General features: G+C 44.9%; 12 protein-coding genes and 1 pseudogene. 8 read left to right on the top strand and 5 right to left on the bottom strand.

Translation table 11 applies throughout. The annotated features are described in order from the left end of the window. Positions 1-7 precede the first annotated feature (7 nt). Positions 8-850 carry an S-formylglutathione hydrolase gene (gene fghA / locus JEZ96_RS10575; protein WP_025007831.1) on the top strand — a complete coding sequence of 281 codons (843 nt, stop codon included), beginning with the start codon at positions 8-10 and terminating at the stop codon, positions 848-850. A gap of 201 nt (positions 851-1,051) precedes the next feature. Next, complete coding sequence (locus JEZ96_RS10570) at positions 1,052-1,777, top strand: hypothetical protein (RefSeq protein WP_025007832.1); 726 nt, start codon at positions 1,052-1,054, stop codon at positions 1,775-1,777. Positions 1,778-1,921: 144 nt separating this feature from the next. On the opposite strand, the gene JEZ96_RS10565 is transcribed toward JEZ96_RS10570, so the two are convergent. Beyond that, positions 1,922-3,298: an L-serine ammonia-lyase gene (locus tag JEZ96_RS10565; protein ID WP_011789169.1), complete on the bottom strand. Its 1,377-nt coding sequence runs from the start codon at positions 3,296-3,298 to the stop codon at positions 1,922-1,924. Positions 3,299-3,687: 389 nt separating this feature from the next. On the opposite strand from JEZ96_RS10565, the gene nagZ reads away from it, so the two are divergent. Then, positions 3,688-4,716 carry a beta-N-acetylhexosaminidase gene (gene nagZ / locus JEZ96_RS10560; protein ID WP_025007833.1) on the top strand — a complete coding sequence of 343 codons (1,029 nt, stop codon included), beginning with the start codon at positions 3,688-3,690 and terminating at the stop codon, positions 4,714-4,716. Positions 4,717-4,791: 75 nt separating this feature from the next. Further along, a complete protein-coding gene (gene ycfP, locus JEZ96_RS10555) occupies positions 4,792-5,331 on the top strand; it encodes an alpha/beta hydrolase YcfP (protein ID WP_014610477.1) in 540 nt (179 codons plus the stop codon). A gap of 646 nt (positions 5,332-5,977) precedes the next feature. On the opposite strand, the gene JEZ96_RS10550 is transcribed toward ycfP, so the two are convergent. Beyond that, entirely contained in the window at positions 5,978-6,526 is a 549-nt protein-coding gene (locus JEZ96_RS10550) for a CbrC family protein (RefSeq protein ID WP_011789172.1), read from the bottom strand. Positions 6,527-7,198: 672 nt separating this feature from the next. On the opposite strand from JEZ96_RS10550, the gene ltrA reads away from it, so the two are divergent. Beyond that, positions 7,199-8,548: a group II intron reverse transcriptase/maturase gene (gene ltrA, locus JEZ96_RS10540; RefSeq protein ID WP_059453123.1), complete on the top strand. Its 1,350-nt coding sequence runs from the start codon at positions 7,199-7,201 to the stop codon at positions 8,546-8,548. 81 nt (positions 8,549-8,629) lie between these two features. Here the strand turns inward: ltrA and JEZ96_RS10535 are convergent, their stop codons facing one another. The 3 genes and pseudogenes from JEZ96_RS10535 to JEZ96_RS10525 form a co-directional block, all read right to left on the bottom strand. After that, complete coding sequence (locus JEZ96_RS10535; protein ID WP_025007834.1) at positions 8,630-9,529, bottom strand: hypothetical protein; 900 nt, start codon at positions 9,527-9,529, stop codon at positions 8,630-8,632. 364 nt (positions 9,530-9,893) lie between these two features. Next, positions 9,894-11,010 (bottom strand): annotated as a pseudogene (locus JEZ96_RS10530) (IS91 family transposase). Continuing rightward, complete coding sequence (locus tag JEZ96_RS10525; RefSeq protein WP_061783305.1) at positions 10,989-11,852, bottom strand: tyrosine-type recombinase/integrase; 864 nt, start codon at positions 11,850-11,852, stop codon at positions 10,989-10,991. Before JEZ96_RS10525 ends, JEZ96_RS10530 begins: the two are co-directional and overlap by 22 nt. 952 nt (positions 11,853-12,804) lie before the next feature. Between JEZ96_RS10525 and JEZ96_RS10520 the strand changes: the two genes are divergently transcribed. The 3 genes from JEZ96_RS10520 (at position 12,805) to JEZ96_RS10510 (ending at position 17,666) form a co-directional block, all read left to right on the top strand. Then, a complete protein-coding gene (locus tag JEZ96_RS10520) occupies positions 12,805-15,045 on the top strand; it encodes a hypothetical protein (protein WP_082785986.1) in 2,241 nt (746 codons plus the stop codon). A 9-nt stretch (positions 15,046-15,054) separates the two neighbouring features. Beyond that, complete coding sequence (locus JEZ96_RS10515; RefSeq protein WP_061783303.1) at positions 15,055-16,755, top strand: toxin-antitoxin system YwqK family antitoxin; 1,701 nt, start codon at positions 15,055-15,057, stop codon at positions 16,753-16,755. Positions 16,756-17,390: 635 nt separating this feature from the next. Further along, a complete protein-coding gene (locus tag JEZ96_RS10510) occupies positions 17,391-17,666 on the top strand; it encodes an acylphosphatase (protein WP_025007717.1) in 276 nt (91 codons plus the stop codon). The last annotated feature ends 72 nt before the right edge of the window (positions 17,667-17,738 follow it).

Below are 17,738 nucleotides of genomic sequence, written 5' to 3'. Positions count from 1 at the left end.
GACTTGTATGACCATAGAAAATATCAGTTGTAACAAGAGTTTTGGCGGTTGGCATAAGCAGTATCGCCATCAATCTCAGGCACTAAATTGCGAGATGCGCTTTGCGATTTATCTGCCGCCAGAGGCAGTCATTAAGCCAGTGCCTGTGCTGTATTGGCTCTCGGGCCTAACCTGCACCGATGAAAACTTTATGCAGAAGGCGGGCGCACAGCGTATGGCGGCCGAGCTTGGGATGGCGATAGTTGCCCCCGATACCAGTCCTCGCGGTGATGATGTGCCCGATGCGGTGGATAAAGCTTACGATTTAGGCTTAGGCGCGGGTTTTTATCTCAATGCGACAAAAGCACCTTGGAATCGTCATTACAAAATGTACGATTACATAGTCCATGAGCTACCTACTTTGATTGAAGCACATTTTCCTGTCACTACTCAGCGCGCTATCTCCGGCCATTCCATGGGCGGTCATGGTGCTTTGGTGATTGGTCTGAGTAATCCACACAGATACAGCTCAATTTCGGCTTTTAGCCCGATTTCGAATCCGAGTAATGCACCTTGGGGTATTAAAGCCTTTAGCGAGTACTTAGGTGAAAATCGTGAACATTGGCGCCAGTATGATGCATGCGAGTTGCTTAAGCTCGCGATTAGCGAAGTGCCAGTACTGATTGACCAAGGCGAAGCTGACAGCTTTTTAGACACCCAATTGATGCCACAATCGCTGGTGGATATCGCCCATACCAAGGGTTATCCCTTGGATGTGCGGATGCAAGCGGGGTACGATCACAGCTACTACTTCATCGCGAGCTTTATTGAAGAGCACCTTAAGTTCCATAGCTTGTACTTTAAGCCTTAAACCCATTTAAGATATTGATACAAAAGGCGCAGTGATATTGTTTTATCACTGCGCCTTTTGTTTACCCAATACTGTCTCTTGGTCGTTGGATAGCTTAGAAATATGTCACGCTTGAACATTAATTTGGTTGAATAAAACATTTATCAACAGTAAGTTAGTATTCAATATTTAGGGATTTGAAACGTATTTAAAGGAGATTTGATGAGGATCGTTAAACTTGCCATGTTAGGCGGATTGTTGATATTAGGGGGATGTGCATCGTACACCACCCCAGGTGGTAGTGTGCAGCTGAGTTCGTTAGCTGAATCGGATATCAACTTACTTATGTCCAAAGAGCCTGCTGCGGTGTTTCCTGCAAATATTTCGGTAGCGCGTATTCAAGCTCCCGGTTATTTATCCTATCGAGTAAGCAGTTTTGGTACAGGTCGTTATAGTGTGGTGACGACCCGCGAAGTTGAGACGGAAGCCGACTTTGCTAGGCTAGCTAAAATGCCACAAGTGTCAGGTATTGCGCCATTAAATCGCATTTTACTCCCAGAGAATTTGGACTCGATAAAATCCTTACGAGAAACCGCTGCGAGATTAAAAGCGGATATCTTACTTATCTATACCTTCGATACTTCATTCCATGCGGGTGAACAACAGTTTGCTCCACTCAATGTGGTGTCTTTGGGTTTCTTAAAGAATAAAGAGATCAGTGTAACGACGACTGTTTCTGCTGCATTTTTTGATGTTCGGACTGAATATCTTTATGGACTTGCCGAATCTACCGCGAAAGAGACGGGAAATGCTAGCGTATGGGGAACGTCTGAAGCGGTAGATGATTTGCGGGTGATTACCGAAAAAACGGCATTTACGCAGTTAATCCCTGAAATAGAAAAAGCTTGGGCGGGTATTATTTCGCAGTATTCCCTGAAAAAATCTTAGTTACGCCAGTTGCCTAACATCTACCATCGATAGCGATTTAGGAGGCAAGTGCTAGCTAAAACAAAAATGCCGCAACTCACTGAGTTGCGGCATTTTTTATGGTGCGATTTAAGCGATTAACGAGAGTGAACTAACACTCAGCACTTAGCACTCAACAATGTTGACCGCTAAACCACCTTTGGCGGTTTCTTTGTATTTACTACGCATATCTTTGCCCGTGTCCATCATGGTTTTGATCACTTTATCCAGTGAAACCTTATGGTTACCGTCGCCGCGTAGGGCCATACGAGAAGCGTTAATCGCTTTGATCGCGCCCATGGCATTACGTTCGATACAAGGCACTTGCACTAGGCCGCCGACAGGATCGCAGGTTAGACCTAAGTTATGTTCCATGCCGATTTCAGCCGCGTTTTCAACGTGCTCAACCGTACCGCCCATGATCTCTGTCAGAGCGCCAGCGGCCATAGAACAGGCCACGCCCACTTCACCTTGGCAACCGACTTCTGCGCCCGAAATTGAGGCATTTTTCTTGTACAAAATACCAATCGCAGCGGCAGTTAATAGATAACGAGCGCAGACATCGATATCCACTTCTTGTACGAAGGTATCGTAATAGCATAAAACGGCAGGAATAATTCCCGCAGCACCGTTTGTTGGCGCAGTAACAACGCGATCACCTGCGGCATTTTGCTCGTTGACCGACAGGGCGAATAAATCGACCCAATCCATAGCGGTTAATGGATCGACATTGTTACGGCCTTCGGCTTTCAAACGACGGTACAGTGCAGGAGCACGACGACGCAGTTTTAGGCCACCAGGTAAAATGCCTTCCTTCTGATAACCGCGCTCGATACAGGTTTTCATCGTCTGCCAAATATTCCACAGCTTGGCTTTGACTTCCTCTTCAGAGGCTAAACTCAGTTCGTTCGCCATCATCAAAGAAGAAATGCTGAGACCTTGCTCTCCACATAATTTGAGTAAGTGAGCCGCGCTCACAAAATCAAAAGGTGCCGATTCAATTTGTGAGGCTGGTGAGGCATTACGTTGGCTAATTTCATCTTCATCTAGGATAAAGCCGCCACCCACTGAGTAGTAAGTGCGCTCATATATGCATTTATCTTCGCTATAGGCGTATAGGGTCATGGCGTTAGCGTGCGCAGGTAGTGTTTTGCGTCTATGGTAAATGATGCCATTTTCACGGGTAAACTTAACCACTTTGCCACAGTGCAGCGTTAAGGTTTCATCCTTGGAGACGTGTTCTAAAATGCCATCGATACTGTCGGTATCGACGGTTTCAGGATCTTCGCCCATTAAGCCTAAAATCACTGCTTTGCCCGTGCCGTGGCCTTTGCCTGTTTGGCCGAGGGAGCCAAATAGTTCAGCTCTTAGTTCATCCACTTGGGCCATGAGTCCAGAGTCTGCAAGGTTTTGCATAAAAATTTTGCCCGCTTTCATCGGTCCGACAGTATGTGAACTCGACGGGCCAATGCCGATCTTGAACATATCAAATACGCTAATCATGATAGAAGTCCTGTTGTGTCTCGTTTTTTATTCTAGTCTGAATGCACTGGATTGCCCGCGGTATGACACCTTAAGTACGCTTATCTTTCTTGCGTAGGTTCAGGCAATCTGCTCGCATCTTCCATGCTAAATCTGCTTGTGTAATACTCTTGCCATCAGTATCCCATAGATTAGCGTGACAATTCACATTAGTTTTTTTGATTTAAAATACTTCGGATAAGCTGAGCTTAACTGTCAAACAGAGCTAGGCTAATTTATGGGCAGAATTAAGGGTTTTTATGGTGCTCGTACGGTGAATGGTTCGCTTTTTTCTGATTTTATGTGAACCATGTAGCCACTCTACACTGTGGTTATTTTTTGAGTATTAATGAATATTTTTAGGGATAAGTATGAGTTATTTGATGTTGGATTTGCTGTCTATAGATGTCAGTGAGGCAGAAGCTGAAATGTTACGCCATCCACAGGTGGGTGGTTTAATTTTATTTTCCCGTAATTTTTCGAGTCGTGATCAGTTAATCCGTCTGGTACAACAGATACGCCAAATTCGTCCAGAAATACTGATCGCGGTCGATCATGAAGGTGGTCGGGTGCAGCGTTTTCGAGATGGGTTTACCCTTATTCCTGCAATGGGGGATATTTTACCCGCGGCGAAAGGTGATATGACGTTAGCGAAGCGTTGGGCCTGTGAGTTAGGATTTTTAATGGCAATAGAATTGCTGGCCTGTGATATCGATTTAAGCTTTGCACCTGTACTTGATCTTAATGGCATTAGTGAAGTGATCGGTAAACGAAGCTTTAGTGCGGATCCTAGCGAGGTTATCGCACTGGCAGATAGTTTTATTGACGGGATGGCTCAGGCGGGAATGGGCGCAGTAGGTAAACATTTTCCCGGCCATGGCAGTGTGGCGGCGGATTCTCATATTGCCCAGCCTATTGATGAGCGTGATGCGAAGGCTATATTTGCTAAGGATATTTTGCCCTTTAAGGAATTGATTGCTAAGGGGCAATTATCGGGCATTATGCCTGCCCATGTGATTTATTCTAAAGTCGATCCTCATCCAGCGGGATTTTCACATTATTGGCTTAAGCAAGTGTTGCGTCAGGAACTTGGTTTTACTGGGGTGATTTTCTCCGATGATTTAGGGATGAAGGGCGCTGCATTTGCAGGGGATTATCGCGCTCGAGCTCAAGCGGCCCTTGATGCAGGGTGCGATATGATCTTAGTCTGTAATGATAATCCGGGTGTTATGTCGTTGCTTGATGGCTTTAGTTGGCCTGAAAATGCACCGTTACATCCTGCAAGTTTGTTAAAACCCAATGTTAATCAAACTTCACTGGCACTAGAAAATCTGGCTCGTTGGGAAAATGCAAAACAATTGGCGGAACAAATTTGTTTGGCACAAAAGGCAAAAGCTTGATGTAGCGCAAAGTATGAGTTCACTCTTTTGCTAGGGTTAGTTAATTCACTGTTAAAAATGGTTAAAGGCCTTGATATGATTTTCTATCTGCATGGATTTGATGCGACTAGCCCAGGTAACCATGAAAAAATGCGGCAGTTACAATTTATTGACCCTGATGTGCGTTTGTTAAGTTATAGCACCTTGCACCCTAAGCATGACATGCAGCATTTGCTCAAGGAAGTCGCTAAGCAAATGCAGCATACCGACGACCCCGCGCCTTTGATGGTTGGCGTTGGGCTAGGCGCTTATTGGGCCGAACGGATTGGATTTTTAAATGGCTTAAAGTCTGTCTTGATTAATCCTAACTTACACCCCGAAAATAATATGCAGGGCAAGATTGACCGCCCAGAAGAATATGCCGATATTGCGAGTAAGTGTGTTTCTGAATTTAGATTGAAAAATACTCACAGAGCGATGTGTATTTTTTCGGTGAATGATGACGTTTTAGATTGTAAGGCAAACGCCCAAGAATTAAGTGAATATTATGCGATTGAATGGGATGACGTTCAGCCCCACAAATTTCCCCAACTCGCCGCACATCTCCCCAAAATAAAAGCCTTTAAGTTGGCTTGATTTATATCGATTATATAAAAGTATCACTCCTCTTTTTATATTGAAGAGGGGAGTGGATTTATCTTATCGGCTATTTAACCTTATGTTTCGGCTTTCATACTTCATGTGGCGCACATTGCGACTCTGAATATGAGTGTGGCTATGGGTATATATTTCAGTAGGGCATATTGAGGGCTCTAGATTATAAAATCGGCTGTATTGGTTTTGGACTCAAATGTGTAGGAAAGTAGTCTCGGATGGCTGTGACTTTTGTTTTTTGTTTTTTGTTTTTGGTTTTAGGGATTTAGTGTTGGCTGGTATCTACGTATATAGGCTTACCATGGCATTGACTCACCGACACGGTGAATAGAAATCTAGGGTTTCTAAGCTTATGAGCGAGAGCCATAGACGGTGAACTGGCAGTTAAACAAGGATGTTGTTCAAGTCCGTCCTGCTCGACCGCCCCATCTGATGTGAAAGGATTCACAAATGCCGCGATGGCATGGACGCCAATGAGCGGCCATGGGGCGGACGGTCGTCTCGCCAATCACCATGGCTCACCTTTTTAGCTTTAGCGTAACCTGTAGATTTAAAAACATACGTAACGCACTTTTGGGCAATTCCGAGTTAGACCATTAGCTCAAATTAGTAAGTTTCAAATTATATTCTAGTCTGGATCTACTTGAAGCATTATTTCGCCACATTTCAAACAAACAAATTTGAAAAAATAGTGAAGTTCCTCTTCAGGATTGCCGTTTTGACATGATCGTAATTCGCCTTCGTCCATCCAGGTGGTTTTATACAGGCGCTCCTCTTCCTCTTTTGAGATCTTCTGTATATCGCCGATAGTGGCGACTCCATGGAACACGCAAAAATCTTCGCAATGATTTGGCCATTCAATTTCTTGATAGCTAGAGAACCCAGGGGTACGATAAAGCAGTTCTTCAAAGGCGCTGTCCGGGCAATTAATAGATATCGGATTTTTAGGATCAATTACCGCTGGCATAATTGACGAAAATTCAATTTCAAACTTTTCCCGAGCTTCGCCGTTAGCAATACACCAAGGGCATATGTACTCGGGTCTATGCCTTGTATACATCGACCCCTTATATATAAACCCTCTTTTCTTGTTGCAGCATTCACAAACTTCTCCACTTTTGACAATGCTGCCTGTATTTATAGGATTTGGATGGTATTTAAACTTTGGAAGCTCCATAGTTCTCCTCGGGAATATCGCCCAATTAAGGTGTGAGGCACGCAACACCAAGGCTTCCGCATACCACCTTAACCACTAACATCAACGCATAGTAAAATGCCACGCGTGCCGAATCACTCTTAAATTGTTTGTGTACGCCCAGCATGGGCATGAACTAATGAGGTGAAAGTCCTCTGTAGGAAGGTCACCGTTCAATAACATACTGTTATTAAACGTTAACTACTAGCGAATGGCAAGGGCTTATCCGTGAGGATTGGTCTGGAGGAAGCCGCTAGCAAATTTGCGAGCTGATGAACAAGAACATCATATGAGGCGTAGGCTAGAGGTGAGTTGGCAGTGCCTCCCCCACGCAGTAAGGGGACAAGACGACGAAACCACGTGATCTAATGTCCACCGTAAATGATGCAGCAGTGCAAAGAAAGTTCATGCTCTTATCTGGGGAGATCTGCTTAACACGCGATCGGTCAATAACCAGTCAGGCTCTGGTTTATAAGTGCCTTGGCTTTTCAGTATCATCGACTGAAAAGAGCGAACCAGATGAAAACCGATAGCGCATGACGGGGCAACTCGGCATGTGATTAAGCAGAAGTCAGCAGACGGCATAGTAGCCCAACGCCCATCGTAATGGTTGGGATATGGTGAAGGCCTGAACATTTAGAAGAAGGAGGGGTCTTGTCAAACTTGTCGATACCCACTACGTCGCCAGACGATTACTATCAGCAGCGTATTGATCTGCAACCGGCCTTCAACAGCGATTTATTTCAACAACTACTCGAACCTGAGAATTTACACCGAGCGTGGCGTCAAGTTAAAGCCAATAAAGGCGCGGCAGGCATCGATGGCATGACCATCGAAGCCTTCCCGCTCTGGATGCAACAAGGCGGCTGGCAACAGTGTAAAACTCAACTTGAGCTAGGTGAGTATCAACCCTCAGCAGTCAGACGCGTAGAGATCGACAAACCCGATGGCGGTAAACGCAAACTAGGGATCCCTAACGTCATTGACCGTGTGATACAGCAAGCCATTGCTCAAATTCTCACGCCGTTGTTTGACCCTTTCTTCTCGGCTAATAGCTTCGGCTTTAGACCGAACAGGAATGCCAAACAAGCGGTACTGCAAGTAAGGGATATCATCAAACAGAAACGCAAATTTGCCGTCGATGTTGATCTATCCAAGTTCTTTGATCGAGTAAATCACGACCTGTTGATGACTCAATTGAGGATTAAGGTACAGGATAAGCGTCTGCTGGCGCTTATTGGTAAATACCTGCGTGCTGGCGTGATGATCAACGACCAATTTGAAGCAAGCTTCGAAGGCGTGCCTCAAGGCGGCCCACTCTCGCCATTACTCTCTAACATTATGCTGGATAGTCTGGATAAAGAGCTGGAAAGCCGAGGGCATAAATTCGCCCGCTACGCGGACGACTTTATCATTTTGGTAAGGTCTATTCGCGCGGGGGAACGGGTACTAAAGAGCATTACTCGCTACCTTGCCACTAAGCTAAAACTGGTTGTTAATGAACGGAAAAGCCAAGTGGTTAAGGTAGGTCAAAGCAAGTTCCTAGGGTTTACATTTAACCGCGGGAAGATCCAGTGGCATGCTAAAACATTGCACATTTTCAAACAAAAGATGAGGCGACTAACGAACCGAAATTGGGGCGTGAGTATGAGTTATCAGCTGTTTAAAATGCGTCAATACATGCAAGGTTGGATCAACTACTTTGGCATAGCCAATGCCTACCAAGGATGTGTCGATTTAGACCATTGGATCCGTCGTCGTGTTCGTATGTGCTACTGGCGTCAGTGGCGAAAACCACGGACTAAGGTACAAAACTTACTTAAACGTGGCGTTAGGATCCAAGCAGCTGTTGCTTGTGGTATTACAAGTAAAGGCCCTTGGCGTAGCTCTAAAACACCCGGGATACAGCAAGCGCTGAATAATGACTATCTTAAGAAAGCAGGTTTATGTTCACTGAGAGATGGATGGATTGCAGTTCATTATCCTAACCAGAAAGTGAGTTAGGCGTTCTAAATGAACCGCCCTGTGCGGAGCCGCATGCAGGGTGGTGTGGGGGCTGGAGGCTAGATACCTCCGGCTACCCGATTATGTGTTTATTATTTTGATACCCATTTCAAGTAAAACCTCTCTACGCACGTGTGAAAGATGCTCCTCATTGATTTGATGAGCAATGTCGGGATTTTTAGCCATTGTGGACAAGCTCATGTTAATTATCTGATCTTTTGAATAGACAAACCTGGGGTTCTTAGGAATACACTTTCTAAGTGCAATGATCTCAGCTAGCGCGAGCTTTTGTACTGGAAAATGAGGATCCAGCTTCTCTTCCTCTTCCATCCAAGAACGTAATTTTTTGAGCGGATGTCCATTCAAATAATTCTTGGTTAGAAAGCCGTCACATATACAGAGCACAAATGTTAACGAACCAATTTTAAGCAATAATGTACTAGGTTCTACTATTGTTACTAGATCGGTTTCAGTGTTCTTGGTTTTGAAAACATAAAGACTTGAAGGGAGTTGAAAACCATAGCCTTGTTTATACGAGCTCTGCACGAGTTTAAAATTATCACTTTGTATAATCGATGAACAAACATCTTTCCATTGAGGGTCTTTCGTAGAGATCAAGTCATAGTAGAAGAGTCCATAATAGATCTTCGATAGCCAAGTTGTAATCAATGCAGATACGGAGCTATCGGGGCTGTACATCATTAAGATACCAGCTTCTTCAAGTAACTGGTTATAAAGTTGTTCCGGATTTTCAAGTAAGCTTAATATTCTGTTTTCATAATCACTGCCAAACTGATTATTGCAGCTTTCATGAGCTGGAACTTTTACTCTGCTATATTGAATAGTGTTAAATTGACCAGTGACCGTTTTTTCTTTTATGCCTAATTTCCCGAGCAAACTATTTGGAATAATGTGCTCTAGTGTCTTTTTGCCATCAATTCTATCTTTACAGAAAAAACACTTCCTTCTTAAATCATCCATTTTGATTCCACGATACCTCTGTAAACACATAACGTCTTAGTATTTATGCGCTGCGCTGTTTGCAGGGCATAAATCGCTTGTTGGACTTGGCCGCTGCCACATCCGTGTAAATGGGTATGAATGATGCTATAGGAATTTGCTTTTTTGCGGTAGCGGTTTTTTATACAGTTTGATGGGTAATCACTTGATATCGTTTTAGCTTTCTCATTCTTGCAAGCTCACTTTCGACTGATTATTGACCTTGGTTGACAGCATTTGGCCTCACATTCAGGCTGACACTCACACCCTATCCCCTCATCGGCTTGCGCCCATAAGGCTGGCTGCTTTTCGCTGTCGGTCATTTCGCTACGTCTTGAGGGAGGGGTTATCCTGACAGGCATATTGGCTGACTTTGGTTGTTAATCATCACTAATCCCTGCTGTCTTATCAGCCCAATAAACTGTAAATGACCTAACTGGCATTGCGGACATGACCACAAACAGTCCTCCTTAACTAAAGGACTCACCAATACCACCTGCGGCTTACGTAATTGCGGCTGGATAAGCGCGAGCTTTTTACGGCGGCAAGCGTTGGCGAGAAAACCAAAATGTCTCACTCGCATCAGCCCTTTGGGCAATACATGCAATAAGTAACGGCGGATAAACTCATCACAACTTAGCCGCATTTGCTTATGCTGCTGACCGTCACGATAGTCCTTGTAGTAAAAACTGACATGCTCTGCGGTGACGTCGGCAATTCTTGATTCATGCAGCATGCCTTTACGGGTATAACGCCCGAGGTATTCCACCACGGTTTCGGCGCGGCTCAGACACGCTTTGCTGTAAACACCACGGTTTTGCCATTAAGGTGTCAGCCGCAGGGATAGCCAGCTCATGTTGTCGCAGCGCCCGTAATAACTTGGCCCGATATACGGTGGACAAGGCTCTAACCGGAAACAGATAATCCGTTTTCACGCCATGCCAATCTCCCGCTGACGTCAGCACCCCACCCGGGATTAAGCAATGCAAGTGAATATGCTGACTCAAGGTTTGCCCCCACGTGTGCAGCACCATAGTGCAACCCAATTGACCCTGAAGGTGTTTTCGCTTCATACCAAACTGCGCAAGCGTCTGCCACACCGACTCAAACAGGGCGCTGTATAGCGGCTTGGCAGCGTAGTGCGCCAAGATGTTCAACTCGTGGGGTAAGGTAAAGACCAAATGGAAATAGCGGCAAGGCAAGACTTGCGCCTGTTGCGCAGCAATCCATGCTTGTGTCTGCCTTCCCTGGCAACGAGGACAATGCCGGTCACCACAGGAGCAAAATACCTGCTGCTCATACTGGCAAGTATCACAACGCCAATGCTGTATGCCTAAGGTTTGCGTGCGACACTGCTGAATATGCTGGCAGACTAAGGCTTGCTGTTCGGTCAGTTTATGCTGCTGTTGGTAGTGGGCTAAGTGCTGATGAAGGATATCGCTTAAATGGTAGGTGGTTGCCATTGCATCCCCCCAAGACTTGCTAGCAAGTCACACCCTTGATGACCCAATTCCGGCGACCAATGCAAGTAGCGCTCGGTGGACTTAATACTGTGATGACCAAGTTGAGCTTGTAATTGATGAAGGGGCATACCCGCTTGTAATTGATGGGTCGCATAAGCATGCCTTAGGCTGTGTGGACTGCATGGCTTAGTGATACTCGCTAAGCGGGCCGCCTTCGCTAAGGCTTTACGAAAGGTCGACTCATGAAGCGGATAAACCACATCATGATAGGTCGAGGCAAACAACCATTCGACTGGATGATACGCTTGCCAATACTGACGCAACAGGGTGAGTAAAGTCGGTGAGAGTATCACCCAGCGGTCGCAGGCCCCCTTGCCTTGACACACTTTGAGCAACTGCCGCTGTCCGTCGATATCAGCGACCTTAATATGGGTTAACTCACTGACGCGTAAACCACAACCATAACACAGCGCCAACATGGCGCGTTGTTTCAGGTTTTGACAGTGGTACAGCAGTGCCGCGATATCTTGGCAACTCAGCAATTGCGGCAGCTTGTGCGGACGTTTCGGTAAACTTAGCTGAATCGTAAAGTCACGTTTTAGGACATGTTCATAGAAAAAATGAATGCCATTAAGCTGTAACTTTAAGGTGGCTCTGGAATGATGCCGCTCAAGATTTAAGTAACGGAAATAAGCCGTAAGCTGCTCATCCGTAATGTTATCGAGCGGTTGGTTGGCATACTGCTGCAGTTGGGTGATGGCATACAAATAAGCGTTACGCGTACGGGCCGAGTAACCACGTAAACTAATCTCATCATGGAATTGTTGCAGAAGTGATGACATGGTAGACCTCCTAGGTGAGGGATTATCCCTAGGAGTAAGTGTGGAACAGTGGATCGTTTTAGGCTCCGCGCAGCGGCTTAGTTCAACATTTTATTAGTGCGCATGCGCGTTTACCTCATTAGACCAGTGAAAACGCGCACAGTTAACTATCTGTATGCAAAGAACTTATCAGCTTTCTATCAAATACACCATCTGGAAAAACGCGCATGCGCGTTTTCCAAACCTATTAACTAATTTTGGAAAAGTATATATAAATGATTTTAAAGAGTTTTGTTAATTTTAGGCTGGAAAAACGCGCAAACTAATGAGTGTAAAAACACTCAAAAACATCTAAATTTAAATATGACTGTATACCCATCCAGTTCCGCTTATTCATGAAGACTCACTAAAAATAAGGTTCATCGATAAGAACTGTTAGGGCAAATAGTTCGTCAATTTTCGATTCACTAAATAAATGCTAGCAAACTTTGGGGCAAAGCTGTTTAGGGCTGATTTGTGTATTAATAACTTAGTTAAGATTGGCTTTGTTACAACAGTGACCGTTGGCGACATGACCGCTCTTTCACATCTGACCCATAGGGATATGGGAAATGTCACTATGATGTCGGGAACATCATTGATCATGTGAACGCGGCATTTACACTTGTGCTGCAGATGTCGCCGTTGAGCCTATAGGGATACTTCTTATTAAATAAAATAATCGGCGAGTTACTGGTAAACAATGACAATTAATGCCGCAGATCTAGCTTTGTGCATTAGTTCTTTATGCGGGAATTCGTCATTAAGAATTTGCCTAAGATTGGCATTGCAGTAGCTGTGACTATCTAAAAAGGATGTTTTAGTAGCGTACTCGTGTGTTGTGCTGAACAGGCATAAATAGCCAAAGCATTTTATTTACTGGGCACGAAAGGGCATAATGCGGCGCTTACTATTTGAGATACAAGGAATAACCATGAAGTACTTGGTTAGCGTAGTTGCATGCTGTTTATTATCGGCCTGTTCTTTTGGGGATGCTGATGTTGAGTTTACACCTGAAAAAGGGGAAGAACGCTCGTATCAGCTTTATAGCACCAGCAAGATCACAGTAGATAATGGTCGGCGTACCGAAACGGTTAACACCAGCTCACATCAATTGTTGCGTTATAAGGTCCTCGAAACAGGCAAAAACAGTCGGTTTCAAGTACATGTCGATTATATGAACATGCGCGATGGTCAAGGAAGCGGTGTCAGCAGTGGCCAACGAGCCGATCGTAATCCAGAAATGCACGCTATTTTCTCGCAAGGATTTGAATTTACGTTAAATCTAGACAATGGCAGCATTAAAGAATTTAGCGCACTAAACAAATCGGTATGGCAAGCTCAGTTGGCTGAGCGCGGTGCAGAGCTTGAGCAGGAACTGAAAAAGCTCTTTAGTTCATCGGCCTTTCTAAGTTCTATACCCGCTAAAACAGGTGCAGTTGTTGCGCTTCCTGCCTATCAAGGCCACGCCAATGCCAAGCTTACCGTACTACAAGTCACAGACTCGCATGTGTTAGCCAAAGTTGAAAGTGACAGTGAGCAAGCCAAAATATACGGTCAGTTGATGTTAGAGCGTGAGCGGGGTTGGTTAGCGCAGTTAGCCTTAGTCGCGGAAGCGCCGTTTGAGCGCTACGGCTATAAAGGCAGAGTGCGCAGCAATGTCATTATGTTGCCGCAACAGCGCCAGCTAGGTGATCTAACGCAGCGTTTAGGTTTTGATTATGATTTCCCTGCCTTTGAGTATCCAAAACAGCCTGACATTGTGCTGGATGACGTTAATAAAGCTTTAACCCAAGATGTCGTATTTGCCTATGATGCGGGTTACTTTTACCAGCAAGATGACTTGTTGAATCTAACTTATCAACATGATTTTTCAGGTTATAAACCCGAAGGTGGGTTTAACTTAACCGATATCACGGCACACAGTGCGGATGGCACAGTGCTACCGCTGCAACTGAGTAAGGTGGGCAGTTACAGTTATCCAGAGCAGGATGGTTTTTATCAATCCGTTCAGCAAAATCTGCTTATCGGCTGGAATGCGCCGAATGAACTCTTAACGCAGGTTACTGAGTTTCGCGCAAAAGCCCATTATCATGGCGCAAAACTGGTAAAACTTAACCTGACACCCGATCCCAGCAAAACCGTGACCTTGCAGTATGAAGACTTACAACTGGAACTCTCGCCGCTCCCCGACAAGCCATTCAGTTATTTATTGAAATCGCGAGGTTCTGACAAATCTTGGTTATATAGGCATTATGATGGTGCCGAAGGCGCTATGGTGCAGTATCTTTCACCGCCGCCCACTGGACCGGATTGGTTAACTTCAGCAGAGCAAAATATGTTGGCGCTGGTGTCATTTGACCAATATGAAACGACCACGCAGTTTACCTTTACCACTGTGCCGCCAACGCTGACACTCTATGTGAATACTGCGGCTGACAGCGGCGAACTGACTAAAAATATTCGTTTTATTCCGACCTTAGATTACGCGCAAAATGTGGCGTATCCACCAGTCCAGCAACAACTGCTTTACCGTGATGATATGTATGCGGCTTATGATAATCAGCCGCAAGCTATCACACCTGTCGATATCGCCTTACTTGAGCCGCAAATCGTGGCTAAGTACGGTGTCAGCTTGTTGTTAACCTCAGAGCAGGCAGCGGTGTGTACGCTCAGTGTTGTGGATGCACCTAAGGTAAACGGGCACACACTGCAATGGACAAATATAAGCTCTAACACTAATTCGGGTTTCGGTGGTGGGCTGGATAAGTCTGTACTGTACCAATTGAGTAGCGCCGATGGGATCCGCCGCAATTTTTACGATATCAATGTCAGCAGCACCTTGGCCTGTAAAGGTACGCCTCAATGGCAAGCGCTAGTGTATCACCCCGAGCAAAGCTGGTTGATTGATATCACGCAATTGCCGAATGTTGATACCCGTCAAACTGTGGCCGATTTTATGCGCCGTTATCGTTTTTTAAATGCGCAGAATGTACCGCTAGCTCCTGCTATTCAAGATGAGAGCGATGATTTTTATCAGCGTCCGTTGCAGCAAGTATTACGTGAGGAGCGCTGGTTTGTACTGGCGGGGCGTGCAGCCGCGATAGAGTATTTGACGATAAGCGGCGAACCCGTCAATAAACAGTGGGTTAACACTTTCCCACCGTTACCTTAAGGAGGTGATATGAGAGTTTTATTAGTATTATCAGTACTCTTGATGTCATTTAATCTGTCAGCGGAGCGGATCTTACTCGACGAACTATGGCGGGTTAGCGATGTGCCGGGCGAAGCTATCTATTATCAGGAGCAAGCGGCAACAGAGCAAAATGGCGTGTTGCCAGTGCAGCTATTTTATCTGGAGACGGATAAGCCGGTTTTTAAGGGTAGCGTTAAAGGACCTAATTTAGCCGAGAGTTATCTTGTCGGTGATTTCGAGTTCTTCTATCCCGACGGTCAACTGTCTCGCAAAGGCAGTGGCGATGCACAAGGGCGTTATCAGGGAGCACATTTGCATTACTGGGAAGATGGAACGCTCTCGGGAGAGTACCACTACCTGAATGGGCAGTTGCATGGTGAGCAGAAAAGTTACCATACCAATGGCCAATTACGAGATCATCAGCATCGCGTGAATGGGGCTGAATTAGGTTTATCGCAAAGTTATTTTGACAATGGCCAGTTGCAAACACGGGTAACCTATGGTGCTAACGGTATGGAAGGGCTTTATGAAAGCTTTCATTCCAATGGTCAGCCAGAACAAACCGTGAATATGGTGGCAGGAAAAAGAGAAGGTGAGCGACTGTATTGGACAAAGGAAGGCTGGTTATTCACCAAAGAGTTTTACATTAAGGGGAAATTACACGGTGAAGTGTTGATTTATCAGGCCGCAGATGTGCTACGAGAAATTAAACACTATCAGCATGATAAGCAGGTGGGAAACCAGCAGCGTTTTGATCAACTAGGGCAGTTAGCAGCGCAACAATTGTACGATAAGGATGGCCGTGAAATTCAAAATATTACCTACGATGATGCTGGTAAAGTAGTAAGCCAGAACGACACGCAATACCTCGCTAAAGGTCGGATGACTACTGAAAAACGCTTCGATGCAACAGGAGTATTAACCTATCAATATCAGTATGATACTGTCAAAGATTGGAGCCTACGTCAGCGTTTTACTGCAACCGGTGAATTGATTGGGCGCGAAGAACAACTCGAGGGGCACTACGAAGGTTTGTATATCGGTGATGGCTGGAATGGCTATATCAGACGAATAAACTACCGCAAAGGTAAAATGCACGGTGCATATCGCGAAGATAATGCCGTAGTTGGTGGATTTGTCACTGGGCAATATCACTTAGGCGTAAAGGTTGGTAAGTGGGTGACCAAAAACGCTGATACGACCCGTAATGAGCAGTTTAACCAACAAGGCCAGCTTAATGGTGAACAGAGCGAAATCGCCACAGACGGCACGGTAATGCATCAAGCGTTTTATAAAAACGAAAAGTTACATGGCGCGTATCTACAGCGTGGCTTTGATAAACAATTGCAGGCCCAAGGTCAATATGTTAATGGTCAGCGCGAAGGCCAATGGCTGCTGCAAGATGAAAGCAGCTACAGCATGGTTAAGCTATGGCATGGCAACTATAAGGCAGGACACGAAGTAGGGAACTGGCAGGCCTTTTCCGCTAACGGCCATTTATTAGGGCAGATGCAATATGATAAGAAAGGTCAATTGCAAGGTAAAAGCTACAGCTTTAACGAAGATGGTAGCCTACTGCAAAGTGATGAGTATCTTGATAATCAACTGCACGGCAGGTTGGTGTACTACGTTAATGGTGAACCGTCATCCGAATATCGCTATCAAAATGGTCAGATGATAAGCGAGTAGCATGTTATCGCTTAATCAGGTGAGTGCGTAATAAAGCAAAAACCGGCGGATGAGCCGGTTTTCTGCTTTTGCCATTTGCATATCCTTTGCTGGAATTACGTTAACTTTTTTGCTATGTACGCCGCTCGTGATTGAAGTGGAATAGCGACATTTCAATTACCAACCCCTTTGTTTCGTCATCATTAGCCTACCAGATAAACACTATCTCACCTTTAATACGATTGGTATAAGCATCAAAATAGTCTGATGCTTACTGTGATCACATGGGTGTTTTCAAATATGAACAATATAGACAGAAGCCTAAGATGATTTTCAACTAAAAGTATTATATTCCCTAAAGGTGGATAGTTTTATTTTTCAAACTCTTGAAAATAATTATTTATTGTGTAGAGTAGCGATTCTCGCTATTCTGTAACAAAATGATACAAAATCGCTGCTTTATTTGTCCATTTATTGGATATCCCTTTGCGTATGTCGCCCGACACAGCTAACTGCAGTTTTGTTAGCTGTTTTTTTGCGTAAATTCAAATATTGTTTGTTTTTTGCTCTATAGATCCATAGGTTAACACTTAGCCTTCGGATAATTGCGGCTATGCTTAATTCAATAACAGGCTTGTGTGCAAAAGGGGCGTGAGATGAAGCGTGTATTAATTAATTTGATGGGTAAAGTACAAGGTGTGGGTTGTCGTCATGCAACGCTGACTAAAGCCAGAGCCTTAGGTGTAACGGGATATGTAACGAATTGTCGTGATGGTAGTGTCGAAGTGTTAGCGCAGGGCAGTGATATTGCGGTGAATAATTTGATTGCTTGGTGCGAGGTGGGTGTACCTTGTACCGAGGGATTAACAGTGACTGTGGGAGAAGACGAGGGCGATGATATTTACCTCGACTTCTCCATTGTACAGTCTTAAATAACAGTGCAGTGTTAAGTCAAAAAATGAAGCATTAATTTTGGCGCACTGATTTGACTTTCGTTTTTGCAA

It is taken from the genome of Shewanella putrefaciens, from assembly GCF_016406325.1.
GTDB lineage: Bacteria > Pseudomonadota > Gammaproteobacteria > Enterobacterales > Shewanellaceae > Shewanella > Shewanella putrefaciens.
This window is presented reverse-complemented; position numbering and strand designations above follow the sequence as displayed.

Excerpts from the sequence above, each read along its gene's own strand:
- JEZ96_RS10535 (WP_025007834.1), bottom strand. The coding sequence starts at position 9,529 with ATGGATGATTTAAGAAGGAAGTGTTTTTTCTGTAAAGATAGAATTGAT.
- JEZ96_RS10520 (WP_082785986.1), top strand. The coding sequence starts at position 12,805 with ATGAAGTACTTGGTTAGCGTAGTTGCATGCTGTTTATTATCGGCCTGT.
- ycfP (WP_014610477.1), top strand. The coding sequence starts at position 4,792 with ATGATTTTCTATCTGCATGGATTTGATGCGACTAGCCCAGGTAACCAT.
- JEZ96_RS10570 (WP_025007832.1), top strand. The coding sequence starts at position 1,052 with ATGAGGATCGTTAAACTTGCCATGTTAGGCGGATTGTTGATATTAGGG.
- JEZ96_RS10510 (WP_025007717.1), top strand. The coding sequence starts at position 17,391 with ATGAAGCGTGTATTAATTAATTTGATGGGTAAAGTACAAGGTGTGGGT.
- nagZ (WP_025007833.1), top strand. The coding sequence starts at position 3,688 with ATGAGTTATTTGATGTTGGATTTGCTGTCTATAGATGTCAGTGAGGCA.
- JEZ96_RS10565 (WP_011789169.1), bottom strand. The coding sequence starts at position 3,298 with ATGATTAGCGTATTTGATATGTTCAAGATCGGCATTGGCCCGTCGAGT.
- JEZ96_RS10550 (WP_011789172.1), bottom strand. The coding sequence starts at position 6,526 with ATGGAGCTTCCAAAGTTTAAATACCATCCAAATCCTATAAATACAGGC.
- JEZ96_RS10515 (WP_061783303.1), top strand. The coding sequence starts at position 15,055 with ATGAGAGTTTTATTAGTATTATCAGTACTCTTGATGTCATTTAATCTG.
- JEZ96_RS10525 (WP_061783305.1), bottom strand. The coding sequence starts at position 11,852 with ATGTCATCACTTCTGCAACAATTCCATGATGAGATTAGTTTACGTGGT.
- fghA (WP_025007831.1), top strand. The coding sequence starts at position 8 with ATGACCATAGAAAATATCAGTTGTAACAAGAGTTTTGGCGGTTGGCAT.